This is a genomic window from Erwinia papayae (assembly GCF_058241465.1).
Window position 1 is genome coordinate 1,953,956 of record NZ_JBZCHT010000009.1, and the last position, 24,451, is coordinate 1,978,406.

General features: G+C 53.0%; 12 protein-coding genes, 1 tRNA gene, 3 rRNA genes and 3 pseudogenes. 14 read left to right on the top strand and 5 right to left on the bottom strand.

Annotation, left to right across the window (positions count from 1 at the left end):
- The first annotated feature begins 2 nt into the window (after positions 1–2).
- From nrdE to emrB, 8 genes and pseudogenes are all read left to right on the top strand, one after another.
- Complete coding sequence (gene nrdE, locus AC3RPL_RS14090) at positions 3–2,108, top strand: class 1b ribonucleoside-diphosphate reductase subunit alpha (protein ID WP_490740706.1); 2,106 nt, start codon at positions 3–5, stop codon at positions 2,106–2,108.
- Between the two features lie 44 nt (positions 2,109–2,152).
- Positions 2,153–3,112: a class 1b ribonucleoside-diphosphate reductase subunit beta gene (gene nrdF / locus AC3RPL_RS14095; protein WP_490740466.1), complete on the top strand. Its 960-nt coding sequence runs from the start codon at positions 2,153–2,155 to the stop codon at positions 3,110–3,112.
- Between the two features lie 398 nt (positions 3,113–3,510).
- Positions 3,511–4,710 (top strand): annotated as a pseudogene (gene proV / locus AC3RPL_RS14100) (glycine betaine/L-proline ABC transporter ATP-binding protein ProV).
- Positions 4,703–5,857 carry a glycine betaine/L-proline ABC transporter permease ProW gene (gene proW, locus AC3RPL_RS14105; RefSeq protein ID WP_490740467.1) on the top strand — a complete coding sequence of 385 codons (1,155 nt, stop codon included), beginning with the start codon at positions 4,703–4,705 and terminating at the stop codon, positions 5,855–5,857. Before proV ends, proW begins: the two are co-directional and overlap by 8 nt.
- Positions 5,858–5,933: 76 nt before the next feature.
- A complete protein-coding gene (gene proX / locus AC3RPL_RS14110) occupies positions 5,934–6,929 on the top strand; it encodes a glycine betaine/L-proline ABC transporter substrate-binding protein ProX (RefSeq protein WP_367166623.1) in 996 nt (331 codons plus the stop codon).
- 807 nt (positions 6,930–7,736) lie between these two features.
- Complete coding sequence (mprA, locus tag AC3RPL_RS14115) at positions 7,737–8,267, top strand: transcriptional repressor MprA (protein ID WP_490740468.1); 531 nt, start codon at positions 7,737–7,739, stop codon at positions 8,265–8,267.
- A 240-nt stretch (positions 8,268–8,507) separates the two neighbouring features.
- Positions 8,508–9,610, top strand: a pseudogene (gene emrA / locus AC3RPL_RS14120) (multidrug efflux MFS transporter periplasmic adaptor subunit EmrA).
- 17 nt (positions 9,611–9,627) lie between these two features.
- Positions 9,628–11,163 carry a multidrug efflux MFS transporter permease subunit EmrB gene (gene emrB, locus AC3RPL_RS14125; RefSeq protein ID WP_490740469.1) on the top strand — a complete coding sequence of 512 codons (1,536 nt, stop codon included), beginning with the start codon at positions 9,628–9,630 and terminating at the stop codon, positions 11,161–11,163.
- Positions 11,164–11,204: 41 nt separating this feature from the next.
- Here emrB and AC3RPL_RS14130 read toward each other — a convergent pair whose 3' ends face one another.
- The gene (locus AC3RPL_RS14130; protein WP_490740470.1) at positions 11,205–12,248 is read right to left on the bottom strand and encodes a tRNA/rRNA methyltransferase; all 1,044 of its coding nucleotides are present in this window, start codon (positions 12,246–12,248) and stop codon (positions 11,205–11,207) included.
- 256 nt (positions 12,249–12,504) lie between these two features.
- Between AC3RPL_RS14130 and trxC the strand changes: the two genes are divergently transcribed.
- The 6 genes and pseudogenes from trxC to AC3RPL_RS14160 all read left to right on the top strand — a co-directional run.
- Positions 12,505–12,924: a thioredoxin TrxC gene (gene trxC, locus AC3RPL_RS14135; protein ID WP_490740471.1), complete on the top strand. Its 420-nt coding sequence runs from the start codon at positions 12,505–12,507 to the stop codon at positions 12,922–12,924.
- An 82-nt stretch (positions 12,925–13,006) separates the two neighbouring features.
- Positions 13,007–13,693 (top strand): tRNA-uridine aminocarboxypropyltransferase, encoded by a 687-nt coding sequence (locus AC3RPL_RS14140; RefSeq protein WP_261642777.1) that lies wholly within the window; start codon positions 13,007–13,009, stop codon positions 13,691–13,693.
- A gap of 126 nt (positions 13,694–13,819) precedes the next feature.
- Complete coding sequence (locus tag AC3RPL_RS14145) at positions 13,820–16,489, top strand: bifunctional acetate--CoA ligase family protein/GNAT family N-acetyltransferase (RefSeq protein ID WP_490740472.1); 2,670 nt, start codon at positions 13,820–13,822, stop codon at positions 16,487–16,489.
- A 99-nt stretch (positions 16,490–16,588) separates the two neighbouring features.
- Positions 16,589–17,944 (top strand): CDP-diacylglycerol--serine O-phosphatidyltransferase, encoded by a 1,356-nt coding sequence (gene pssA / locus AC3RPL_RS14150; protein ID WP_490740707.1) that lies wholly within the window; start codon positions 16,589–16,591, stop codon positions 17,942–17,944.
- Positions 17,945–18,024: 80 nt separating this feature from the next.
- Positions 18,025–18,327 (top strand): YfiM family lipoprotein, encoded by a 303-nt coding sequence (locus tag AC3RPL_RS14155; protein ID WP_490740708.1) that lies wholly within the window; start codon positions 18,025–18,027, stop codon positions 18,325–18,327.
- 117 nt (positions 18,328–18,444) lie between these two features.
- Positions 18,445–18,558: pseudogene (locus tag AC3RPL_RS14160) on the top strand (molybdopterin-guanine dinucleotide biosynthesis protein B); the annotation flags it as partial.
- 106 nt (positions 18,559–18,664) lie between these two features.
- Here AC3RPL_RS14160 and rrf read toward each other — a convergent pair.
- From rrf to AC3RPL_RS14180, 4 genes are all read right to left on the bottom strand, one after another.
- A 5S ribosomal RNA gene (gene rrf / locus AC3RPL_RS14165) occupies positions 18,665–18,780 on the bottom strand.
- 205 nt (positions 18,781–18,985) lie between these two features.
- A 23S ribosomal RNA gene (locus AC3RPL_RS14170) occupies positions 18,986–21,889 on the bottom strand.
- 361 nt (positions 21,890–22,250) lie between these two features.
- Positions 22,251–22,325, bottom strand: a tRNA-Glu gene (locus AC3RPL_RS14175).
- An 89-nt stretch (positions 22,326–22,414) separates the two neighbouring features.
- Positions 22,415–23,956 (bottom strand): 16S ribosomal RNA (locus tag AC3RPL_RS14180).
- Together the 16S, 23S and 5S rRNA genes with 1 tRNA gene alongside form the textbook arrangement of a ribosomal RNA operon.
- Between the last annotated feature and the right edge of the window lie 495 nt (positions 23,957–24,451).

Sequence of the window (24,451 nt, forward strand, 5' to 3'; positions counted from 1 at the left end):
CGCTGGATTACCACTCACTGAATGCGATGCTGAACCTCTATGATGCAGAGGGAAAAATTCAGTTTGAAAAAGATCATCAGGCCACGCGGCACTATTTTTTACAGCATGTACTGCCAAACAGCGTGACCTTCGATTCATTAGCCGAACGTATGCAGTATCTGGTTGCGGAAGGCTATTATGAAGCCAACGTATTGAATGCCTATCCGTTCGACTTTATCAGTACGCTGTTTGAACAGGCTTACGCCCGGCGTTTCCGTTTTCGCACCTTCCTTGGTGCCTGGAAGTTCTATACCAGCTACACGCTGAAAACCTTCGATGGTAAACGCTATCTGGAAGGCTTCACCGAGCGCGTCTGCATGGTAGCGCTGACGCTGGCCAGAGGCGACCAGACACTCGCGCTGTCGCTAATGGAAGAGATGCTCTCCGGACGTTTCCAGCCCGCAACCCCGACGTTTCTCAATTGCGGTAAGCAACAGCGTGGCGAACTGGTCTCCTGCTTTTTGCTGCGCATCGAAGACAATATGGAATCTATCGGGCGCGCGGTAAATTCAGCATTACAGCTCTCCAAACGCGGCGGCGGGGTCGCATTTCTGCTCTCCAATCTGCGCGAGGCCGGTGCGCCCATCAAGCGTATTGAAAACCAGTCATCCGGTGTGATCCCGGTAATGAAGATGCTGGAAGACGCCTTTTCTTACGCCAACCAGCTTGGCGCACGTCAGGGGGCGGGCGCGGTTTATCTGCACGCTCACCACCCCGATATTTTGCGTTTTCTTGATACCAAACGTGAAAACGCCGATGAAAAAATCCGCATCAAAACCCTGTCGCTTGGCGTGGTGATACCGGATGTCACCTTCCAGCTGGCTAAAGCCAGTCAGCCGATGGCGCTGTTCTCCCCTTATGATGTTGAACGGATCTACGGCAAACCGTTCGCCGATATCAGCATCAGTGAAAAATACGATGAAATGTTGGCAGACCCACGCATTCGTCGCACTTTCATTAACCCACGGGAATTCTTTCAGACGCTGGCTGAGATCCAGTTCGAATCCGGCTATCCCTACATTATGTTTGAGGATACGGTAAACCGCGCCAATCCGGTGGCGGGTAGAATTAACATGAGTAATCTCTGTTCGGAAATCCTCCAGGTTAACTCCCCCACTGAATACAATGACGATCTCAGTTACCGCCATATCGGTAAAGATATCTCCTGTAATCTGGGTTCGCTGAACATCGCACACACGATGGATTCGCCGGATTTTGCCCGCACGGTTGAAGTCGCCGTGCGCGGCCTGACTGCGGTCTCGGATCAAAGCCACATCCATTCGGTGCCTTCCATTGAACAGGGAAATGCGCAGTCCCACGCCATTGGTCTTGGACAGATGAATCTGCACGGCTATCTGGCGCGTGAAGGTATCCAGTATGGTTCAGAAGCAGGGCTGGACTTCACCAACCTCTATTTTTACACCGTGACCTATCATGCGCTGCGCACCTCCAACCTGCTGGCGCAGGAACGAGGTGAACGTTTTGTCGGATTTGAGCGCTCGCGTTATGCCAGCGGTGAATATTTTGAACAGTATGTCAGTCAAAGCTGGCTGCCACGCACGGCCGAAGTGGCCGCACTGTTTGAACGGGCTGGCGTGAAATTACCCACCCAGCAGGAATGGCGCGATCTGCGCGATTCGGTGATGAAACACGGCATCTATAATCAGAATTTACAGGCTATTCCGCCGACGGGTTCGATCTCCTATATCAATCATGCCACTTCCAGCATTCACCCTATCGTGTCACGCATTGAGATCCGCAAAGAGGGAAAAACCGGCCGCGTCTATTATCCGGCTCCTTATCTGAACAATGACAATCAGGCACTGTATCGCGACGCCTATGATATTGGTCCTGAGGCGATCATCGATACCTACGCTGAAGCGACCCGTCATGTTGATCAGGGGCTGTCACTGACGCTGTTTTTCCGTGATACGGCCACTACCCGTGACATCAATAAGGCGCAGATTTACGCGTGGAAAAAAGGCATCAAGACGCTTTACTACATCCGCCTGCGTCAGATGGCCCTGCTGGGGACCGAGGTTGAAGGCTGCGTGTCCTGTTCGCTGTAAGGTTAACCTGAGAGGTCGGTGAGCCGGCCCCGGAAGATAAGAGAATGAAACTGAAACGTATTCACGCCATAAACTGGAATCAGATCGAAGATGATAAAGATCTCGAAGTCTGGAACCGACTGACGTCTAATTTCTGGCTGCCGGAAAAAGTCCCGCTTTCCAATGATATCCCGGCCTGGAACAGCCTGAGTGCCGAGGAACAACAGCTGACCATCCGCGTATTTACCGGCCTGACGCTGCTGGATACTATCCAGAACACCATTGGTGCCCCGGCATTAATGGTCGATGCGCAGACCCCACATGAAGAAGCCGTGATGTCGAATATCAGCTTTATGGAAGCGGTTCATGCGCGATCTTACAGCTCAATATTTTCAACTCTGTGCCACACCAGCGATGTCGATGCGGCCTATGCCTGGAGCGAAAACAACGAGGCGCTGCAACGTAAAGCTGAGATCGTACTGGAGCATTACCAGCATAACGATCCGCTGAAGAAGAAAATCGCCAGTGTTTTCCTTGAGTCTTTCCTGTTCTATTCCGGTTTCTGGCTGCCAATGTACTGGTCCAGCCGGGGTAAGCTGACCAACACTGCCGATCTGATCCGTCTGATCATCAAAGACGAAGCGGTTCACGGTTATTACATTGGTTATAAGTACCAGAAAGCACTGGAGAAAGAGAGCCAGTCCCGTAAGGATGAGCTGCAACAGTTTGCGGTAGAACTGCTGCTGGCTCTGTACGAAAATGAGCTGACATACACGGTCGGGTTATATGACAGCGTGGGCTGGACAGAGGAAGTGAACACCTTCCTGCATTACAACGCCAATAAAGCGCTGATGAATCTGGGTTACGAGGCTTTGTTTCCGGCTGAACTGACCGCCGTTAATCCGACAATTCTTGCTGCTCTCTCACCTGGTGCCGATGAAAATCACGACTTTTTTTCCGGCTCAGGTTCATCCTATGTGATGGGTAAAGCCGTCGATACTGAAGACGAAGACTGGAATTTTTAATCTCCTTACCGGTGGCTGAATATTTCAGCCCCATTTCCCTGCTTCTCATCCCCGTTATTTAAATATTAACCAGATACTATTCCCTGAACGGGTGACAAATAAATGACACCAGAACTCATCTTATTTTCACCCTTCAGCTGGCATCAGACATAATAATCTGGTTGCTTATCGCTCTTTCTCCGGCGAAATAGTGATTTTTTTTAGTCTTCTGAAATTCCCCGCAATCCCTTAGCCTCCCTGCCATTTGCGGAGATGATGGTCTCATTCTCAATTTCCATAAAGCGCCTGAAGGGTTGCCTCAGAATCTCAGTGTGCTAAGTTACTGACCGCCAATATCAGACTAGGACGATACACAAAATATAAAAATACTCATCAACAACCAGGGATATAACCATCACATGGCTATAAAACTTGAAGTTAAAAATCTCTATAAAGTTTTCGGAGAACACCCCGAACGTGCCTTTAAGCACATCGATAAAGGAATCACTAAAGAAGCATTACTCGAGAAAACAGGCCTCTCGCTTGGTGTGAAAAATGCCAGTCTGGCCATTGAAGAAGGCGAGATATTTGTGATCATGGGATTATCCGGTTCCGGTAAATCGACTATGGTTCGCCTTCTCAATCGTCTGATAGAACCTACCCGTGGTCAGGTTATTATTGATGGCGTTGATATTGCCAAAATATCTGACAGCGAACTCCGCGAGGTTCGCAGAAATAAAATCAGTATGGTATTCCAGTCATTTGCGTTAATGCCACATATGACGGTATTAAATAATACGGCTTTTGGCATGGAATTAGCTGGCGTGCCCCTTCAGGAGCGTCAGGAAAAAGCCCTCGAAGCTCTGCATCAGGTTGGTCTTGATAATTATGCGCAGGCTTATCCGGATGAATTATCCGGTGGTATGCGTCAGCGCGTTGGACTGGCCCGCGCGCTGGCAATTAATCCGGACATCTTATTGATGGATGAAGCGTTCTCCGCACTGGATCCGTTAATCCGTACTGAAATGCAGGATGAACTGGTGAAATTGCAGTCTCGCCACCAGCGCACCATCGTCTTTATTTCCCACGATCTTGATGAAGCCATGCGCATTGGCGACCGTATTGCCATTATGCAGGGCGGAGAAGTGGTTCAGGTCGGTACGCCGGATGAGATCCTCAACAACCCGGCGAACGACTATGTGCGCACCTTTTTTCGCGGGGTGGATATCAGCCACGTTTTCAGCGCGAAAGATATTGCCCGTCGAAGTGCGGGTGCCCTGTTGCGCAAAACACCGGGTTTTGGTCCCCGTTCAGCATTGAAACTGTTACAGGACAGTGACCGCGAATTTGGCTATATCCTGGAAAAACAGCGTTTTGTTGGCGTGGTCTCAACGGATTCACTGAAAGCTGCCCTTGCTTCAGGCAGCTGAATCGATGGCGCAGTGCTGCCGTCACCTGTTGCCGTTCCCGGCGATACTTCGCTGAACGACCTGCTGTCACATGTGGCGCAGGCACCCTGCGCCGTTCCTGTTGTTGGTGAAGACAACCAGTACATCGGGATTATTTCCAAAGGCACATTATTACAGGCTTTAGATCGTGAGGGGGCCAGCAATGACTGAACAAACAACCGATCCATGGGCATCCGCTTCAGCTCAGCCAGCCCCGGCAACCGGGCAGCCTGCGCCATCAACGGCAGGTAACGACCCCTGGTCCACCTCTTCAGCTCCCGCAGATTCCGCACCCAGCGGAGGAGGTGACGCCTGGGGTTCCACAGCGGCACCTGCCGGGCACGAACAGGCCGCCAGCGGCAGTGACTGGCTTAATAGCGCGCCTGCCCCTCAGCCAGAACATTTTTCGCTGCTTGATCCCTTTCACAAGACATGGATCCCGCTGGACAGCTGGGTAACCACCGGAATCGACTGGATCGTCTCTCATTTCCGACCGGTGTTTCAGGGTATTCGCGTGCCGGTCGATTATATTCTCAGTGCTTTTCAGCAATTGCTGTTGGGGATGCCTGCCCCTGTCGCCATTGTGCTGTTTGCCCTGATTGCCTGGCAGATGGCCGGACTGGGAATGGGGGCGGCCACGCTAATCTCACTGGTGGCTATTGGCGCTATTGGTGCCTGGTCGCAGGCAATGGTTACCCTGGCTCTGGTGCTCACTGCGCTGTTGTTCTGTATGGTCATCGGGCTACCGCTGGGGATCTGGCTGGCCCGCAGTGAAAGAGCCGCGAAAATTATTCGTCCACTGCTCGATGCCATGCAAACCACGCCTGCCTTTGTCTATCTGGTGCCGATTGTGATGCTCTTTGGTATCGGCAATGTGCCGGGAGTGGTGGTAACCATTATCTTTGCCCTGCCGCCGATTGTGCGTCTGACCATTCTGGGCATTAAACAGGTTCCTGCCGACCTGATTGAAGCAGCCGAATCCTTTGGGGCCAATACCCGGCAGATGCTGTTTAAAGTTCAGCTACCGCTGGCGATGCCAACCATTATGGCCGCGGTTAATCAGACCCTGATGCTGGCGCTGTCGATGGTGGTGATCGCCTCAATGATCGCCGTTGGCGGTCTGGGCCAGATGGTGCTGCGCGGTATTGGCCGTCTCGATATGGGACTGGCTACCGTGGGTGGGGTGGGAATCGTTATCCTGGCGATCATCCTCGACCGCCTGACCCAGTCCGTTGGCCGTGACAGTCGCAGCAGAGGAGCTCGCCGCTGGTACAGTAGCGGTCCTCTGGGCCTGCTCACCCGTCCGTTTGTTAAATAATCCGTCAGACTTCAGGTGGGACGCGTTCTGCGCTCCACCTGCCTCCGGGTACACAACTCAATAATAAGGATTCACTATGCGTAAGACAGCACTGTTAGCCGCCGCATTGACCACGCTGGCTGCCTCTCAAGTTTCCGCCGCCGATCTGCCAGGCAAAGGCATTACCGTGAAACCGTTACAGAGCAATATTTCGGAAGAAACGTTCCAGACATTGCTGGTCAGTCGCGGGCTGGAAAAACTTGGCTACACCGTCGAAGCCCCCAATGAAGTGGACTACAACGTCGCTTATACCTCTATCGCTTCCGGTGACGGCACCTTTATCGCCACCAACTGGCAACCCCTGCATGATGATATGTATAAGGCTGCCGGCGGCGACAGCAAATTTTACCGTCAGGGTACGTATGTCTCCGGCGCGGCCCAGGGCTATCTGATCGACAAAAAAACCGCTGATAAATACCACATCCGCACGATCGATCAGCTGAAAGATCCTCAACTGGCGAAGCTGTTTGACAGCAACGGGGACGGTAAAGCCGATCTTACCGGCTGTACACCCGGCTGGGGCTGTGAGGCGGTGATAAATCATCAGGTAAAAGCCTATGGCCTGAGCAATACGGTAGAACATAATCAGGGCAACTATTCCGCACTGATCGCCGACACCATTACCCGCTTCAAACAGGGCAAGCCTATTCTCTACTACACGTGGACGCCTTACTGGGTGAGTGATGTGCTGGTTCCTGGCCGTGATGTGGTGTGGTTACAGGTGCCCTTCTCTTCCATGCCCGGCGCGCAGAAAGAGATTGATACCAAACTACCAAACGGTGCCAATTACGGTTTCCCGGTCAATGTGATGCACATTGTGGCCAATAAAGCCTGGGCAGAGAAAAATCCGGCCGCCGCAAAACTGTTTGCAGAAATGAAACTGCCAATTGCTGATATCAATGCCCAGAACTCACGTATGCATCAGGGACAGTCTTCTGAAGCCGATATCAATGCTCATGTGGATGGCTGGATCAAAGCCCACCAGGCGCTGTTTGATGGCTGGGTGAAAGAGGCTCAGGCCGCAGCGAAATAAGTTCGCTTTTTCTTTAATGATCTACACTGTGGCTGAGTAACGGGAATGTTCCTTACCCGGCCCCCTTCCTGAACCTGTTGCCCCACTCCCTGCGGCAACAGGTTTTAAGTTAATTGATTAATGGTAATAAGCGTTGCCATAAACTGCCGATGAGGCCTCATACTGGCCCGGTTTGCCGTTCCGGTTAAAGTTGCTGAAGTTTTCATAACGACACTTTATCTGTGCACTGAGGGGCAAAACAGACGCTCAAACGCAGTATCTCCTCTTATTATCGATAAATAATTGTATAAATTTCAGGTCCAGCGCCTTGTTAACCATTTGTACTCTCTGCTAAGGTTAGCGCCGTAGTTATTTAAGTCGGTTATTTTTTCTAATGAAACTATTAAGACAGGCACTGGATCCCGCCACCGCGCATTCATGTCTTTTCCCGACGAAACCAACAAACTTGTTACCTGACTGGCAGCCTGTGCCTCTGCGCGTCTGCCTGCTGGTCAGTATATTCAGCCCGTCTTTAAGACCGGGTTATCGGTGCGGATGTTGAAACAAATTCAGGCTGATCTCGCCTGTGGCGATAACCATTATATCGCCGGGTTACCAGCATTCCGGACATTTTCAGCCTGCCCCCTGGCGTTCAGGCTTACAAGGTTATCCCTTTGATACCACTTGCAACATCGCGCTTCTGATGTTGCTCAGCAGACTGGGTTATGGAGTGACCTGGCAATTACAGACGGTGTTCCGGCTCCTGAAAACATAGCCTGTTAATCATCATCGTTACGATACCAGTTGCAACTAATGAGGTTCCCCCAGATGGAAAGTTCGTTCGCCCCCATTGAACAGATGCTGAATTTTCGCGCTAACCGTCATAAGGATTTCCCTTTACAGGAGATCATACTGACGCGGCTTTGCATGCACATGCAAAGTAAGCTGCTGGAAAATCGCAATAAAATGCTCAAGGCCCAGGGGATTAACGAGACATTGTTCATGGCATTGATTACCCTGGATGCCCAGGAAAACCACAGCATTCAGCCTTCTGAGCTCAGTTCTGCGCTGGGGTCATTCCGCACTAACGCCACCCGTATTGCCGACGAACTGGAAAAACGTGGCTGGATTGAACGTCGCGAGAGCGACAATGACCGTCGCTGTTTGCATCTGCATCTCACAGAAAAAGGCAACGAATTCCTGCATCAGTTACTGCCATCTCAGCATCAGTGCCTGCAATTGCTGTGGTCCTGCCTGAATTCTGCGGAGAAATCGCAGCTCGAAGGAATTACTCGTAAGTTACTGACTCGTCTTGATCAAATGGACGAAGAAGAAGTGGTTGCTGCACTTTCACGCTAGCTAATCCGGCAATAGCATATTAAGTGACACTCCGCCCGTCGGTAACCGCTATTTTAAACCGCAATTTTCCAATTGATGCCAGCGCTGACCCGCTGGCATTTTCGAATCCGCACAGCGCGGTATCAGGCCGACTGTCAGGATAGTAAGGTAAACGGGGAGAGCATCATGAGTGCAAATGCGGAGCTGCAACAGCCGCAGTAGCCAGCCAGTAATAAGAAGAAGAAACGCAAGGGTGCGCTAATTTTTCTGGCTGTATTGTTTATTGTTATCGGCATCGCCTGGCTGGTTTACTGGTTTCTGGTGTTGCGTCATTACCAGGAAACGGATGATGCTTATGTTGCCGGTAATCAGGCCCAGGTGATGGCACAGGTTTCAGGTAGCGTGAATAAAGTGTGGTTCGATAACACTGACTTCGTTAAAAAAGGCGATGTGCTGGTCACCCTCGACAAAACCGATGCCGAACAGGCTTTTGAAAAAGCACAAACGGCACTGGCCACCAGCGTCCGTCAGACTCACCAGTTGACTATTAACGGCAGACAATATCAGGCAACAATTGAACTGCAAAAAACCGCGCTGGCTCAGGCCGAAGCCGATTTTAAAAACGACGTGAACCACTGGGCGCGGCGAATCTGATTGGCCGCGAGGATTTGCAACATGCTCGCGATGCGGTAGCCACCGCTAAAGCTCAGCTCGACGTCGCCGAACAGCAATACAACGCCAATCAGGCGATGATCCTTAATACCACGCTGGAAAATCAGCCCGCCGTCAAACAGAGCGCAGCAGAACTACGCGACGCGTGGCTGGCACTGCAACGTACTGAGGTGTTGAGCCCCATCGACGGCTTTGTCTCGCGTCGTAGCGTTCAGGTCGGCGCACAAATCTCTTCCACTACCCCACTGCTGGCGGTGGTGCCCGCCAGGCACCTCTGGGTGGATGCCAATTTCAAAGAAACCCAGCTTGCCGGCGTGCGCATTGGTCAGCCTGCGACGGTGACCAGCGATATTTATGGCAGTGATGTGGTTTACCACGGCAAAGTGGTCGGTCTGGATATGGGAACAGGCAGCGCTTTCTCTCTGCTTCCCGCGCAGAATGCCACGGGGAACTGGATTAAGGTGGTACAACGCCTGCCGGTGCGGATTGAACTTGATCCGAAAGAAGTGGCTCAGCATCCGCTGCGGATTGGACTGTCAACGCTGGTCAGTATTGATACCGACAATACTGAAGGCGCAGTGCTCGCCAGCAATGTTCGCACCACACCGGCTTATGAAAGTAATGCGCTGGCACTTGATCTGGCGCCCGTTAACCAGCTGATAGCCGATATCATCCGCGCCAATGCGGGCTGAACGGATAAGAGGCTGATATGGCGCAAAAACCGCTTGAAGGAACCCAACTGGTTCTGATGACTATCGCGCTGTCACTGGCGACGTTTATGCAGGTACTGGACTCCACCATTGCCAACGTAGCCATACCCACTATCGCCGGCAATCTTGGTGCGTCCAACTCGCAGGGAACCTGGGTCATTACCTCGTTCGGTGTCGCGAATGCTATCTCGATTCCGATAACCGGCTGGCTGGCTAAGCGGGTGGGTGAAGTCAGGTTATTTCTGTGGGCAACAGCGGCCTTTGCCGTGGCGTCATGGCTATGTGGGATGTCGGAAAGCCTGACAATGTTGATTTTCTTTCGCGTCATTCAGGGCGTGGTGGCTGGTCCACTGATCCCGTTGTCGCAAAGCCTGCTGCTCAGTAACTACCCCCCCGCCAAACGCAGTATCGCGCTGTCACTGTGGGCGATGACGGTTATCGTGGCACCCATTTGCGGACCGATTCTGGGTGGCTGGATCAGTGATAACTATCACTGGGGCTGGATATTCTTTATCAACGTGCCGATCGGTGCGGTCGTGGTGATCCTGGCCCTGCAAACGCTGCGCAATCGTGAAACGGCAACGGTTATCCGCCCTATTGATACGGTCGGTCTGGTGTTGTTAATTGTGGGAATTGGCAGCCTGCAGGTGATGCTGGATCGCGGCAAAGAGCTGGACTGGTTCAGTTCCAGAGAGATTATCATTCTGACGGTAGTGGCAGTGGTGGCACTGGCCTTGCTGCTGGTCTGGGAACTGACTGACGATCATCCGGTGGTGGATTTATCGCTGTTCAAATCGCGAAACTTCACCATCGGCTGCCTGTCGATCAGTCTGGCCTATATGCTTTATTTTGGCTCAATCGTCCTGTTGCCTCAGCTACTACAGGAAGTTTATGGCTACACCGCAACCTGGGCCGGACTGGCTTCAGCACCGGTAGGCATATTGCCGGTGCTGCTTTCCCCGGTGATTGGACGCTTTGCCCATCGGCTTGACATGCGCAAGCTGGTGACTTTCAGCTTTATCATGTATGCAATCTGCTTCTACTGGCGTGCTTATACCTTTGAACCGGGGATGGATTTTGGCGCATCCGCCTGGCCGCAGTTTATTCAGGGTTTTGCCGTGGCCTGCTTTTTTATGCCGCTGACGACCATTACCCTTTCTGGTTTACCACCAGAGCGACTGGCCGCCGCATCGAGTTTGTCAAACTTTACCCGGACCCTGGCAGGCTCAATCGGCACGTCAATTACCACGACCATGTGGAGCGACCGGGAATCGATGCATCACAGCCAGCTGAGCGAATCAGTCAATGCCTGGAACGTCAATTCGCAACAGATGTACAGTAAGCTGGAACAGACCGGGATGACTCACGACCAGGCGTCTTCATGGATTGCTCAGCAGATAACCAACCAGGGATTGATCATTTCCGCGAATGAGATCTTCTGGGCCTCGGCGGGGGTATTTCTGATATTACTGGTATTGATCTGGTTTGCCCGTCCGCCCTTCGGTTCGGGTAGTGGCGGCGGTGGCGCACACTGATTTTACGCAAAAAAAACGGGCCGTTATGGCCCGTTGTTTTATCAGGCGTTCTGTCGCCACCACTCGGCCAGCAAAATACCTGTTGCTACCGAAACGTTGAGACTTTCAACATTCCCGGTCCCGGTGATGGAGACGTTCAGCTCGCCCTGCTGCCATGTGCTGTCAGACAAACCATCACGTTCCTGTCCTAACACCAGCACCATTTTGGGTGGCAGTTCAGCTTCGGTGAGTGGAATGCCTTTGTGGCTGGAAGTGGTCACAATGGTATAGCCAGCCTTGCGGAAAGCATTCAGACCAGAGGCAAAGCTCTCGCCACTGATAGCCTGAACATACTCAGCGCCGCCCTCCGCCGTTCGTACTGCGGCCCCTGATTCGAGTATCGCAGCATCATCCACCAGCACCCCTCTTGCACCAAAATGCGCGCAGCTGCGCATCATGCCGCCCAGATTATGTGGGTTACCGATCTCTTCCAGTGCCAGCACGCAATCTTTCTCACCCGCCGTTGCCAGCCACTGGCTGACCGGCATACCCATGCGCTTTTTAATCAGGAAGCAGACGCCACCATGATGTTCCGTTCCGGAGGCTTTCGCCAGCTCAGCCTCATCAACGACGTGATAAGCCTTGCGGTTAGCGGCCATCCATTTCAATGCCTCGCGAAAACGCGGGGTCACGCTCTGCACAAACCAGGCGCGTACGATACAGTCCGGACGGCTCTGAAACAGTGCCTGACAGGCATTTTCACCATATACCCGCGTCTCTTCCATACGCTGACGACGGATCTGCTGCGGATCGACATGGCTCTTGCCACTGATACCGCCGTGCTCCGGCTTATTTTCTTCAGCAGAATATGCCGCACGCGACACCGTGCGCCACGGGGATTCACCCGGTGTTAACTCGCGCTCAGGCTCACGGCTGCGACCACGACCACCTCCGCCATCAGCATTGCGTGAAGGACGACGATTGCCATCCTGACGAGCGCCACCCTTACCAGTACGGGGGTTGTGCCCACCTTTACTGTTCTCGTCATCACCGCGGACATACATCACTTTGACTTTGCCGCTTTTACCTTTAAATTCGTCGTTCATTTTCCCTCCACCTGGCTGAGCGCGAAGCGCGCAGATTACCTGATGTAACAACACTTGGCTATCAACTTCCCAAAATGATGCGATGGCGTGCGTTTCGCAGAATGTCAGCGGCATCCTGACTAATCAGTCACCACCTATTGTATTCATCGAACAAATCGCGTTGTTGCCGTAGCCCTGCCTCGCCATAATTATCATCGTAAAACTGAGTTATGTGGTAAGTGAGTGCTTGCCGCAAATTATTACCCGAGGTGTATCTATGAATACGGTTTGTGCATCATGCCAGGCAACCAATCGTGTTCCGCAGGATCGTATTAACGACGGGGCCAAATGCGGACACTGTGGAACGTCTCTGTTTAGTGGAGAAGTAGTTAACGTCACCACGGCGACTTTCGATAAATATTTGCAGGACGATCTGCCTGTGGTTATCGACTTCTGGGCACCCTGGTGCGGCCCCTGCATTAATTTTGCGCCTGTTTATAAAGATGTGGCGGGAGAACGCAGCCATCAGGTGCGCTTTCTGAAGGTCAATACGGAAGCAGAGCCTGAACTGAGTGCGCGTTTTCGCATTCGTAGCATCCCCACCATCATGGTGTTCAAACAGGGGCAGATGGTCGATATGCTCAATGGTGCCATGCCAAAAGCGCCTTTCAGTGAATGGCTTGACGAAAATATTTGAATGCGGGTGTTCAGACCGCCTCTGAACACTACTTCTGCCTGTCTGTTTCTGTCAGAATGGCGGTTTTCGCTGATTAATCGCCATGACTGATAACGCCGTCCTCCGTCTGCGTGCAGAGCGCCTTTCCCGCTCGACTCGCCCGTTTCTTGCCCGTGGTAACCGTATTCAACGCTGCCAGCGCTGTCTGCTGCCGCAAAAAAACTGCCTCTGTGACACGCTGCAACCTCAACAGGCGCGCAGCCTTTTTTGCCTGATAATGTTTGGTAGCGAGCCGTTGAAACCCAGTAATACCGGAAGACTGATTGCGGATATCCTGCCAGGCACTCAGGCTTTTGGCTGGTCACGTACCGATCCGGACCCGGCGCTTCTGGCGGCGGTGAAGAATCCCGAGGTATCCCCCCTGGTGGTTTTCCCTCAGTCTTATGCCGATGCTGGTCGCGAGGTGCTGAATACCCCGCCGTTAAGCGGAAAACCTCCGTTGTTTATTATGCTGGATGGGACCTGGAGCGAGGCGCGCAAAATGTTTCGTAAAAGCCCGTGGCTGGACAAGCTGCCGGTAATGTCACTCAGCCTGACCACGCCTTCGAACTATCAGCTGCGGGAAATCCACGCCGAAGGCCAGCACTGCACGGCCGAAGTCGCAGCAGAGCTACTGATGCAGGCAGGCGATAACGCCGCAGGTGCCGCGCTGCGTCAACACTTTGATTTATTTCGTCAGCGTTATCTCGCGGGTAAGTCTTTCCACGCGCCTCATCAGAAAAGTGCATGATGCCTGAGGAGAGTGGTATCGCCTTTTAGTGTGGATTGCACACGGGCCGCCTTCAGCAACGGAAACGCAGCAATAAAAGGTGAAAGCGTTTAAAATCAGGTATCCCCTCTGAGTCAGGAGCCAGAAATGAGCCAACGAGCGCTCGAAGCGTTGCTACGTCCCAGGTCTATTGCCGTTATCGGGGCCTCTGTTCGCCCTGAACGCGCTGGCTATCTGATGATGCGCAATCTGCTCGCGGGGGGATTCAGCGGCCCTGTCCTTCCCGTTACGCCAAAGTATAAAGCGGTGTGCGGGGTTCTGGCCTGGCCGGATATTGCCAGTCTGCCGTTTGCACCCGATCTGGCCGTCCTTTGCACTCATGCCAGCCGCAATCTTCAGTTGTTGCAGGCGCTGGGTGAGCGAGGCTGCAAAGCCTGTATTATCCTTTCCGCTCCTCCCTCGCAGTTGGAAACCCTGCGGGAATGTGCCAGGCAGTGGCAGATCCGCCTGCTTGGCCCGAACAGTCTTGGCCTGCTGGCTCCGTGGCAGGGACTGAACGCCAGCTTTTCGCCAGTGCCGATTTATCCGGGAAAACTGGCTTTTATTTCTCAGTCGGCCGCCGTTTCCAATACGATTCTGGACTGGGCACAACAACGGCATCTCGGCTTCTCGTGGTTTATTGCGCTGGGCGACAGTCTGGATATCGATGCCGATGACCTTCTGGACTTTCTCGCCCGTGATGGTAAAACCAGCGCGATTTTGCTTTATCTTGAACATCTCAGCGATGCCCGCCGCTTTGTTTCTGCGGCACGCAGCGCGGCAAGAAATAAACCCGTGCTGGTGATTAAAAGTGGACGTTCAGCGCAGGCGCGGCAGTTGCTGGGAACACGGGGTGGTATGGACGGAGCCTGGGATGCTGCTATCCAGCGCGCGGGGCTGCTGCGGGTCAGGGATACCCATGAACTGTTCTCCGCCGTTGAAACATTGAGCCACATGCGGCCACTTCACGGTGAGCGATTGATGATTATCAGCAACGGTAGCGCGCCGGCCGCTCTTGCACTGGATGCGCTGGATGCACGCAGTGGCAAGCTGGCCTTACTGAGCGACGAGACTGTTGCCAGACTGACAAACACTCTGCCGGAAGGCATTTCTCCAGGTAATCCTCTCAATCTGAAAGATGATGCCACTGCCGGACGTTATCAGCAGGCAATATCCGTCCTGCTTGAGAGCCGCGATATCGATGCATTACTGGTGATCTATTCTCCCAGTGCCGTGGCACCTGCCACTCAAACCGCACGAGCGGTAATCGACGTGGTCAGCGGTCATCCGCGTGGTAAACAAATTGCGCTGTTAACAAACTGGTGCGGGGAGTTCTCTGCCCCCGAAGCGCGGCGTGGCTTCAGTGAAGCAGGCATTCCCACTTATCGTACCCCTGAGGGCGCAATAACTGCGTTTATGCATATGGTGGAGTACCGCCGTAATCAGAAACAGCTTCGCGAAACACCTTCGTTGCCCGCCAGTCTTGCGGTGGATACGGCTGAAGCGCATCAGCTTATCCACCAGGCACTGAATGAGGGGATGACAACCCTTGCCACCCATCAGGCTCAGCACATTTTGCAGGCCTATGGTCTGAAAACCCTGCCTGGCTGGCTCGCCAGTGACAGCACTGAAGCAATACAGATTGCGGGTAAAGTAGGCTATCCGGTTGCACTGAAGCTTCAGTCTCCTGATATTCCGCATAAATCCGGGGTGCACAGCGTGGCGCTTTACCTGCGTTCTGCTGCCGAAGTGCATCAGGCGGCGGTGGCGATTGTCGCTCGTGTCAGACTGAGCTGGCCTCAGGCACGTATTGATGGGCTACTGGTACAAAGTATGGCTAATCGTGCGGGGGCTCAGGAGCTGCGGATTGTGATGGAACAGGATCCCGTGTTTGGACCGATTATTATGCTGGGTGAAGCCGGAGTTGAGTGGCAGGCAGATCGGCAGGCTGCGGTGGTACTTCCCCCTCTGAATATGACGCTCGCCCGCTATCTGGTTATCCAGGCTGTTAAAGAGGGAAAAATTCGCGACCAGAGCGCTTTTTCTCCGCTGGATATTCAGGGCCTGAGCACTGTTCTGGTACAGGTTTCCAATCTGATCGTTGATTGTCCCGAAATCACCAGGCTTGATATTCATCCGCTTCTGGCCGCAGGCGCAACGTTTTCGGTGCTCGATGCTACCATGCAGCTTGCCACTTTTTATGGCAATCCTGAAACTCGCCTGGCCGTCCGCCCTTATCCTCATCAGTTAGAAGAAATTGTGCAATTGAAAAATGGTGAACAGCTGCTGTTTCGCCCAATTCTCCCTGAAGACGAACCGCTGCTAAAACAGTTTATTGCCCTTGTAACTAAGGAGGATCTTTACTATCGCTACTTCAGTGAGATCAATGAGTTTACTCACGACGATTTGGCTAACATGACCCAGATCGACTACGATCGGGAAATGGCATTCGTTGCGGTCCGGGATGAGGGTGATACAAGGGCGATTATCGGCGTGACAAGAGCGATATCTGACGCGGACAATATTGATGCCGAGTTTTCAGTGCTGGTGCGCTCCGATCTGAAAGGACTGGGCCTGGGGAGACAGCTACTGGAAAAGATGATTATGTACACCCGTCAGCATGGCTTACAGCAGCTTAATGGCATCACCATGCCAGGTAATCGCGGCATGATTACGCTGGCACGTAAACTGAATTTTGCTGTCGATGTCCAGCTGGAAGACGGAATTGTTAGTCTGTCACTACCATTAAGTGGATCGGGAGAGTGTCTGGAAACGTAAAACTGCCCACTCCAACATCAACTAATGATACTATTCGCGGTTAGGGTGATGATTTTATGGCAAAAGGCCATTCCATGGACAGAGAAGAAACGCATTGTGATGCTGTCTAAATTCAAACGTAATAAACATCAACAGCACCTTGCAAAACTGCCAAAACTGTCTCAGTCGGTTGCCGATTTTACCACGCTTTATTCTCCCGCCGACTTTCGTCAGGCACTGCTGGAGAGAATTGCCAGTGCAACGTACCGAATCTGTATTGTGGCACTCTACCTGGAAAATGATGATGGCGGGCGCAGTATACTTTCTGCACTTTATGAAGCGAAACGCCGCCGTCCTGGTCTTGATATCAGGATCCTCGTTGACTGGCACCGTGCACAGCGTGGTCGTATTGGCGCGGCGCGCGGCGTAACGAATGCTGACTGGTACTGCGAAATGGCCGATTTGAACGCTGAGATTGCCATCCCGGTCTATGGTGTGCCGGTGAATACCCGTGAAGCTCTTGGCGTGTTGCATCTGAAGGGTTCAGTTATTGATGATACGCTGCTCTATACGGGTGCCAGCCTCAACGATGTTTATTTACATCAGCATGATAAATATCGCTACGATCGCTATCAGCTGATCACTAATCCTCCGCTGGCTGATACTTTAATCAACTGGATAGACACAAATCTGATCCAGGCCGATGCGGTCCATCGACTGGACCAGCATGAGCGGCCCAAAAGTCCGGAAATAAAAAATGAGACGCGACAGTTTCGTCAGGATCTTCGTGGATTTGACTATGATTTCAATGGTGATGCGGGTAACGAACAACTGACAGTGACACCGTTGGTTGGCCTGGGTAAGCGCAGCCTGCTGAATAAAACCATCTATCACCTGATGCCCTGTGCTGAAAAGAAACTGACGCTGTGTACGCCCTATTTTAATCTCCCGGCCATTCTCGTTCGTAACATTATCTGGTTACTACGACAGGGCAAGAAGGTTGAGATCATTGTGGGTGACAAAACCGCGAATGATTTTTACATCCCTCAGAATCAACCATTTAAAATTATTGGTGCTCTGCCCTACCTCTATGAGATCAATCTGCGCCGCTTTCTCAGCCGTTTACAATACTACGTGACTAATGGACAACTGAGTGTCCGTCTTTGGCGCGATGGCGAAAACAGCTATCACCTTAAAGGAATGTGGGTCGATGATGAGTGGATGTTGATTACCGGTAACAATCTGAATCCACGTGCATGGCGTCTGGATTTAGAAAATGCGGTGCTGATCCACGATCCTCTTCAGCAATTAGGCGATCAGCGTGAAAAAGAACTGGAGCTGATTCGCCAACATACCGTTCTCGTTCGCCATTTCAGCGATCTGGAAAGTATTTCAGAGTATCCCGTCAAAGTCAGAAAGCTTATTCGAAGGCTCAGACGCATCCGCATCGACAGGCTAATCAGCCGTATTCTCTGAGTTTTCGCTTCCTCACATCCCCGGCCCTGATATCGTGCTGGGCCAGTTCTGAAGGAGTGTCCGTGGGCAAATTTTGGCTGATGATGACGCTGTTCTGCTCAGGTTGTACACATATGGCTCAGGACAGTTGGACAGGAAAAGACAAAGCTCAGCATTTTATTTCTTCAGCTTTTATCTCTGCGGCTGGTAATGCCTGGGGGCAAAAACAAAACTGGAGCAGCAGCCAGAGTGGCAGTTTCGGCCTGATGTTCTCTGTAAGCTTTGGCGCAGCTAAAGAGCTGTATGACAGCCGGGCTGGTGGAACAGGCTGGAGCTGGAAGGATTTCGCCTGGGATGTGGCGGGGGCCGCGACGGGCTACGCCCTGTGGAATGTTTCGCGCTAGTTCCCCCCATTACCGGCCATAGCCGCATCTTAATGACCCGCGCCGCACATTGCTGATTCTGGACGCTGGCAGGCTTGTGCACAGGAGCTGTACCGGGCCGGTGACGTGTGCGGACCTACTGCCGGACAGGCCAGCGACCGTAGCATCCCGGTGACGTGCCCCCTGCTGGATCTCAATGACCCGCCGCAGATTGCTGATTTTATTGCCGCATGGCTGCGCACCCGGCGCTGAGGCCTTCAGAGGTAAAAGTCGGCCCGGGAGGGGGTATCCACTTTTTTTATTGGGGAAAAACGCAAAAAACCCCGGCCTTACGGTCGGGGTCTTCGCTTTAGTTGATGCCTGGCAGTTCCCTACTCTCGCATGGGGAGACCCCACACTACCATCGGCGCTACGGCGTTTCACTTCTGAGTTCGGCATGGGGTCAGGTGGGACCACCGCGCTACGGCCGCCAGGCAAATCTTGGTGCACAAAACGCTTCTTTTGCCCTGATACCGCGTTGCCTGCGCTCGTAAAGTCAGTCGCATACTTATGTATGCTCTTTCCTTTCCTTCGCCTGCCGCCTTCTCTCAGCACAAAATCTCACGTTCCCTGCAAATTACTTATCCGTCACAAGCTGAAAATTATTCACTGTCTCTCAACAGAACGCCTCTGGCGTTGTAAGGTTAAGCCTCTCGGGTCATTAGTACCGGTCAGCTCAACGCATCGCTGCGCTTACACATCCGGCCTATCAACGTCGTCGTCTTCAACGTCCCTTCGGGTGGCTTAAAGCCACAGGGAGAACTCATCTCGGGGCAAGTTTCGCGCTTAGATGCTTTCAGCGCTTATCTTTTCCGCACTTAGCTACCGGGCAGTGCCACTGGCGTGACAACCCGAACACCAGCGGTGCGTTCACTCCGGTCCTCTCGTACTGGGAGCAAACCCCCTCAATTCTCCAGCGCCCACGGCAGATAGGGACCGAACTGTCTCACGACGTTCTAAACCCAGCTCGCGTACCACTTTAAACGGCGAACAGCCGTACCCTTGGGACCTGCTTCAGCCCCAGGATGTGATGAGCCGACATCGAGGTGCCAAACACCGCCGTCGATATGAACTCTTGGGCGGTATCAGCCTGTTATCCCCGGAGTACCTTTTATCCGTTGAGCGATGGCCCTTCCATTCAGAACCACCGGATCACTATGACCTGCTTTCGCACCTGCTCGCGCCGTCACGCTCGCAGTCAAGCTGGCTTATGCCATTGCACTAACCTCCTGATGTCCGACCAGGATTAGCCAACCTTCGTGCTCCTCCGTTACGCTTTGGGAGGAGACCGCCCCAGTCAAACTACCCACCAGACACTGTCCCCGCGCCGGATCACGGCGCAAGGTTAGAACGCCAAACGTTAAAGGGTGGTATTTCAAGGATGGCTCCGCGCAGACTGGCGTCCACGCTTCAAAGCCTCCCACCTATCCTGCACATCAAGGCTCAGCGTTCAGTGTCAAGCTGTAGTAAAGGTTCACGGGGTCTTTCCGTCTTGCCGCGGGTACACTGCATCTTCACAGCGAGTTCAATTTCACTGAGTCCCGGGTGGAGACAGCCTGGCCATCATTACGCCATTCGTGCAGGTCGGAACTTACCCGACAAGGAATTTCGCTACCTTAGGACCGTTATAGTTACGGCCGCCGTTTACCGGGGCTTCGATCAGGAGCTTCTGGTTACCCATAACCCCATCAATTAACCTTCCGGCACCGGGCAGGCGTCACACCGTATACGTCCACTTTCGTGTTTGCACAGTGCTGTGTTTTTAATAAACAGTTGCAGCCAGCTGGTATCTTCGACTGGCCTCGGCTCGGGGAGCAAGTCCCTCCACCTACGCGCCAGCGTGCCTTCTCCCGAAGTTACGGCACCATTTTGCCTAGTTCCTTCACCCGGGTTCTCTCAAGCGCCTTGGTATTCTCTACCTGACCACCTGTGTCGGTTTCGGGTACGATTTCGTGTTGCCTGATGCTTAGAGGCTTTTCCTGGAAGCAGGGCATCTGTCACTTCAGCACCGTGGTGCCTCGTCATCACGCCTCAGCCTTGATTTTCCGGATTTGCCTGGAAAACCAGCCTACACGCTTAAACCGGGACGACCGTCGCCCGGCTGACACAGCCTTCTCCGTCCCCCCTTCGCAGCAACACCAAGTACGGGAATATTAACCCGTTTCCCATCGACTACGCCTTTCGGCCTCGCCTTAGGGGTCGACTCACCCTGCCCCGATTAACGTTGTACAGGAACCCTTGGTCTTCCGGCGAGCGGGCTTTTCACCCGCTTTATCGTTACTTATGTCAGCATTCGCACTTCTGATACCTCCAGCAGCCCTCACAGGCCACCTTCGCAGGCTTACAGAACGCTCCCCTACCCAACAACGCTTGCGCGCCGCTGCCGCAGCTTCGGTGCATGGTTTAGCCCCGTTACATCTTCCGCGCAGGCCGACTCGACCAGTGAGCTATTACGCTTTCTTTAAATGATGGCTGCTTCTAAGCCAACATCCTGGCTGTCTGGGCCTTCCCACATCGTTTCCCACTTAACCATGACTTTGGGACCTTAGCTGGCGGTCTGGGTTGTTTCCCTCTTCACGACGGACGTTAGCACCCGCCGTGTGTCTCCCGTGATAACATTCTCCGGTATTCGCAGTTTGCATCGGATCGGTAAGCCGGGATGGCCCCCTGGCCGAAACAGTGCTCTACCCCCGGAGATGAGTTCACGAGGCGCTACCTAAATAGCTTTCGGGGAGAACCAGCTATCTCCCGGTTTGATTGGCCTTTCACCCCCAGCCACAGGTCATCCGCTGATTTTTCAACATCAGTCGGTTCGGTCCTCCAGTTAGTGTTACCCAACCTTCAACCTGCCCATGGCTAGATCACCGGGTTTCGGGTCTGTACCCTGCAACTTAACGCCCGGTTAAGACTCGGTTTCCCTTCGGCTCCCCTATACGGTTAACCTTGCTACAGAATACAAGTCGCTGACCCATTATACAAAAGGTACGCAGTCACACCACGAAGGTGCTCCCACTGCTTGTACGTACACGGTTTCAGGTTCTGTTTCACTCCCCTCGCCGGGGTTCTTTTCGCCTTTCCCTCACGGTACTGGTTCACTATCGGTCAGTCAGGAGTATTTAGCCTTGGAGGATGGTCCCCCCATATTCAGACAGGATACCACGTGTCCCGCCCTACTCTTCGAACTCACGACCTGTGCCTCTTCGTGTACGGGAGTATCACCCTGTATCCTGCGACTTTCCAGACGCTTCCACTGATGCACAAGCCGATGATGGTTCCGGGCTCCTCCCCGTTCGCTCGCCGCTACTGGGGGAATCTCGGTTGATTTCTTTTCCTCGGGGTACTTAGATGTTTCAGTTCCCCCGGTTCGCCTTGCAGCACTATGTATTCATGCTGCAATGATGCACTGAGTGCACCGGGTTTCCCCATTCGGGTATCGTCGGGTATCGCGGTTCATATCACCTTACCGACGCTTATCGCAGATTAGCACGCCCTTCATCGCCTCTGACTGCCAGGGCATCCACCGTGTACGCTTAGTCACTTAACCTCACAACCCACAGGCGTCCTTTCTTCTGGTTTCGTAACGACTGCGCGTCGTCATGGCCGCGTTATGCAGTGCTTGCAGTGCTCATGGACATCAGTCCACTCCGCCCTGCTGCGCGCTGACGCCTTGCCACGACCTTGCTCGTTCGTTACTCCGACAGAGTCACGCTGCATGTTGTAAGCATTTGAGAGACCCGAACATGTCGTTATGCCATTCTTATTACGGAGAATGACCACAACATGTCGTTTCAAATTTTCAGCTTGTTCCGGATTGTTAAAGAGCATGTATCTCATAACCGATTCACCTTGCGGTAAATCAGCTCTGAGATACGGGCGGAGACATCTTTCACCTGTCACCAGGCAGGTGGCGTCCCCTAGGGGATTCGAACCCCTGTTGCCGCCGTGAAAGGGCGGAGTCCTAACCGCTAGACGAAGGGGACACAAAGGTGTCTCGACTTCGCAGCCGTCCTGCTCATTACTTTTCTATCAGACAATCTGTGTGAGCACTGCACGGGAAGGTATCTTCAGGTAAGGAGGTGATCCAACCGCAGGTTCCCCTACGGTTACCTTGTTACGACTTCACCCCAGTCATGAATCACAAAGTGGTAAGCGCCCTCCCGAAGGTTAAGCTACCTACTTCTTTTGCAACCCACTCCCATGGTGTGACGGGCGGTGTGTACAAGGCCCGGGAACGTATTCACCGTGGCATTCTGATCCACGATTACTAGCGATTCCGACTTCACGGAGTCGAGTTGCAGACTCCGATCCGGACTACGACGCACTTTATGAGGTCCGCTTGCTCTCGCGAGGTCGCTTCTCTTTGTATGCGCCATTGTAGCACGTGTGTAGCCCTGGCCGTAAGGGCCATGATGACTTGACGTCATCCCCACCTTCCTCCGGTTTATCACCGGCAGTCTCCTTTGAGTTCCCGGCCGAACCGATGGCAACAAAGGATAAGGGTTGCGCTCGTTGCGGGACTTAACCCAACATTTCACAACACGAGCTGACGACAGCCATGCAGCACCTGTCTCACGGTTCCCGAAGGCACAACCCCATCTCTGGGGTCTTCCGTGGATGTCAAGGCCAGGTAAGGTTCTTCGCGTTGCATCGAATTAAACCACATGCTCCACCGCTTGTGCGGGCCCCCGTCAATTCATTTGAGTTTTAACCTTGCGGCCGTACTCCCCAGGCGGTCGATTTAACGCGTTAGCTACGGAAGCCACGCCTCAAGGGCACAACCTCCAAATCGACATCGTTTACGGCGTGGACTACCAGGGTATCTAATCCTGTTTGCTCCCCACGCTTTCGCACCTGAGCGTCAGTCTTTGTCCAGGGGGCCGCCTTCGCCACCGGTATTCCTCCAGATCTCTACGCATTTCACCGCTACACCTGGAATTCTACCCCCCTCTACAAGACTCAAGCCTGCCAGTTTCAAATGCAGTTCCCAGGTTAAGCCCGGGGATTTCACATCTGACTTAACAGACCGCCTGCGTGCGCTTTACGCCCAGTAATTCCGATTAACGCTTGCACCCTCCGTATTACCGCGGCTGCTGGCACGGAGTTAGCCGGTGCTTCTTCTGCGGGTAACGTCAATGAATGAAGTTATTAACTCCACTCCCTTCCTCCCCGCTGAAAGTACTTTACAACCCGAAGGCCTTCTTCATACACGCGGCATGGCTGCATCAGGCTTGCGCCCATTGTGCAATATTCCCCACTGCTGCCTCCCGTAGGAGTCTGGACCGTGTCTCAGTTCCAGTGTGGCTGGTCATCCTCTCAGACCAGCTAGGGATCGTCGCCTTGGTGAGCCGTTACCTCACCAACTAGCTAATCCCATCTGGGCACATCCGATGGTGTGAGGCCCGAAGGTCCCCCACTTTGGTCTTGCGACGTTATGCGGTATTAGCTACCGTTTCCAGTAGTTATCCCCCTCCATCGGGCAGTTTCCCAGACATTACTCACCCGTCCGCCACTCGTCACCCGGGGAGCAAGCTCCCCTGTGCTACCGTTCGACTTGCATGTGTTAGGCCTGCCGCCAGCGTTCAATCTGAGCCATGATCAAACTCTTCAATTAAAAGTCTGATTTGCTTCAACTCGTGAAGCGGTGCTCAGGAAAAACCGTAATGAATTACGTGTTCACTCTGAGGCTTGATATTTTTTTGCATCCTAAGATGCGGATATCAATCCTGTGAGTGCTCACACAGATTGTCTGATAAATTGTTAAAGAGCGGTGCAACCGGCAGCGCTGCTGCTGTTGCGAGGTGGCGTATATTACGCTCTCCTCCTTCAGAGTCAACTTCTTTTTTAAGAGGTTTTCTCCGGCGGCTCAGCGTTGCTGAACCTCCTGACCCGCCGGCTTCTCAGCCGCTGTTCCGTGTCAGTGGTGGCGCATTATAGGGAGTTTCTGAGAGCTGACAAGCGCTATCTGCAAAAAAAATTCAACAGCTCAAAATTCATCCTGAATGGTGAAAATTAAGCCAGTAAGACATTTCGTTAAGTTAAAGAAAGAAAACAAAGCACCGACGCTTTATGCGAACGGTGCTTCTCAGATATCACTTCCCGGATTGAT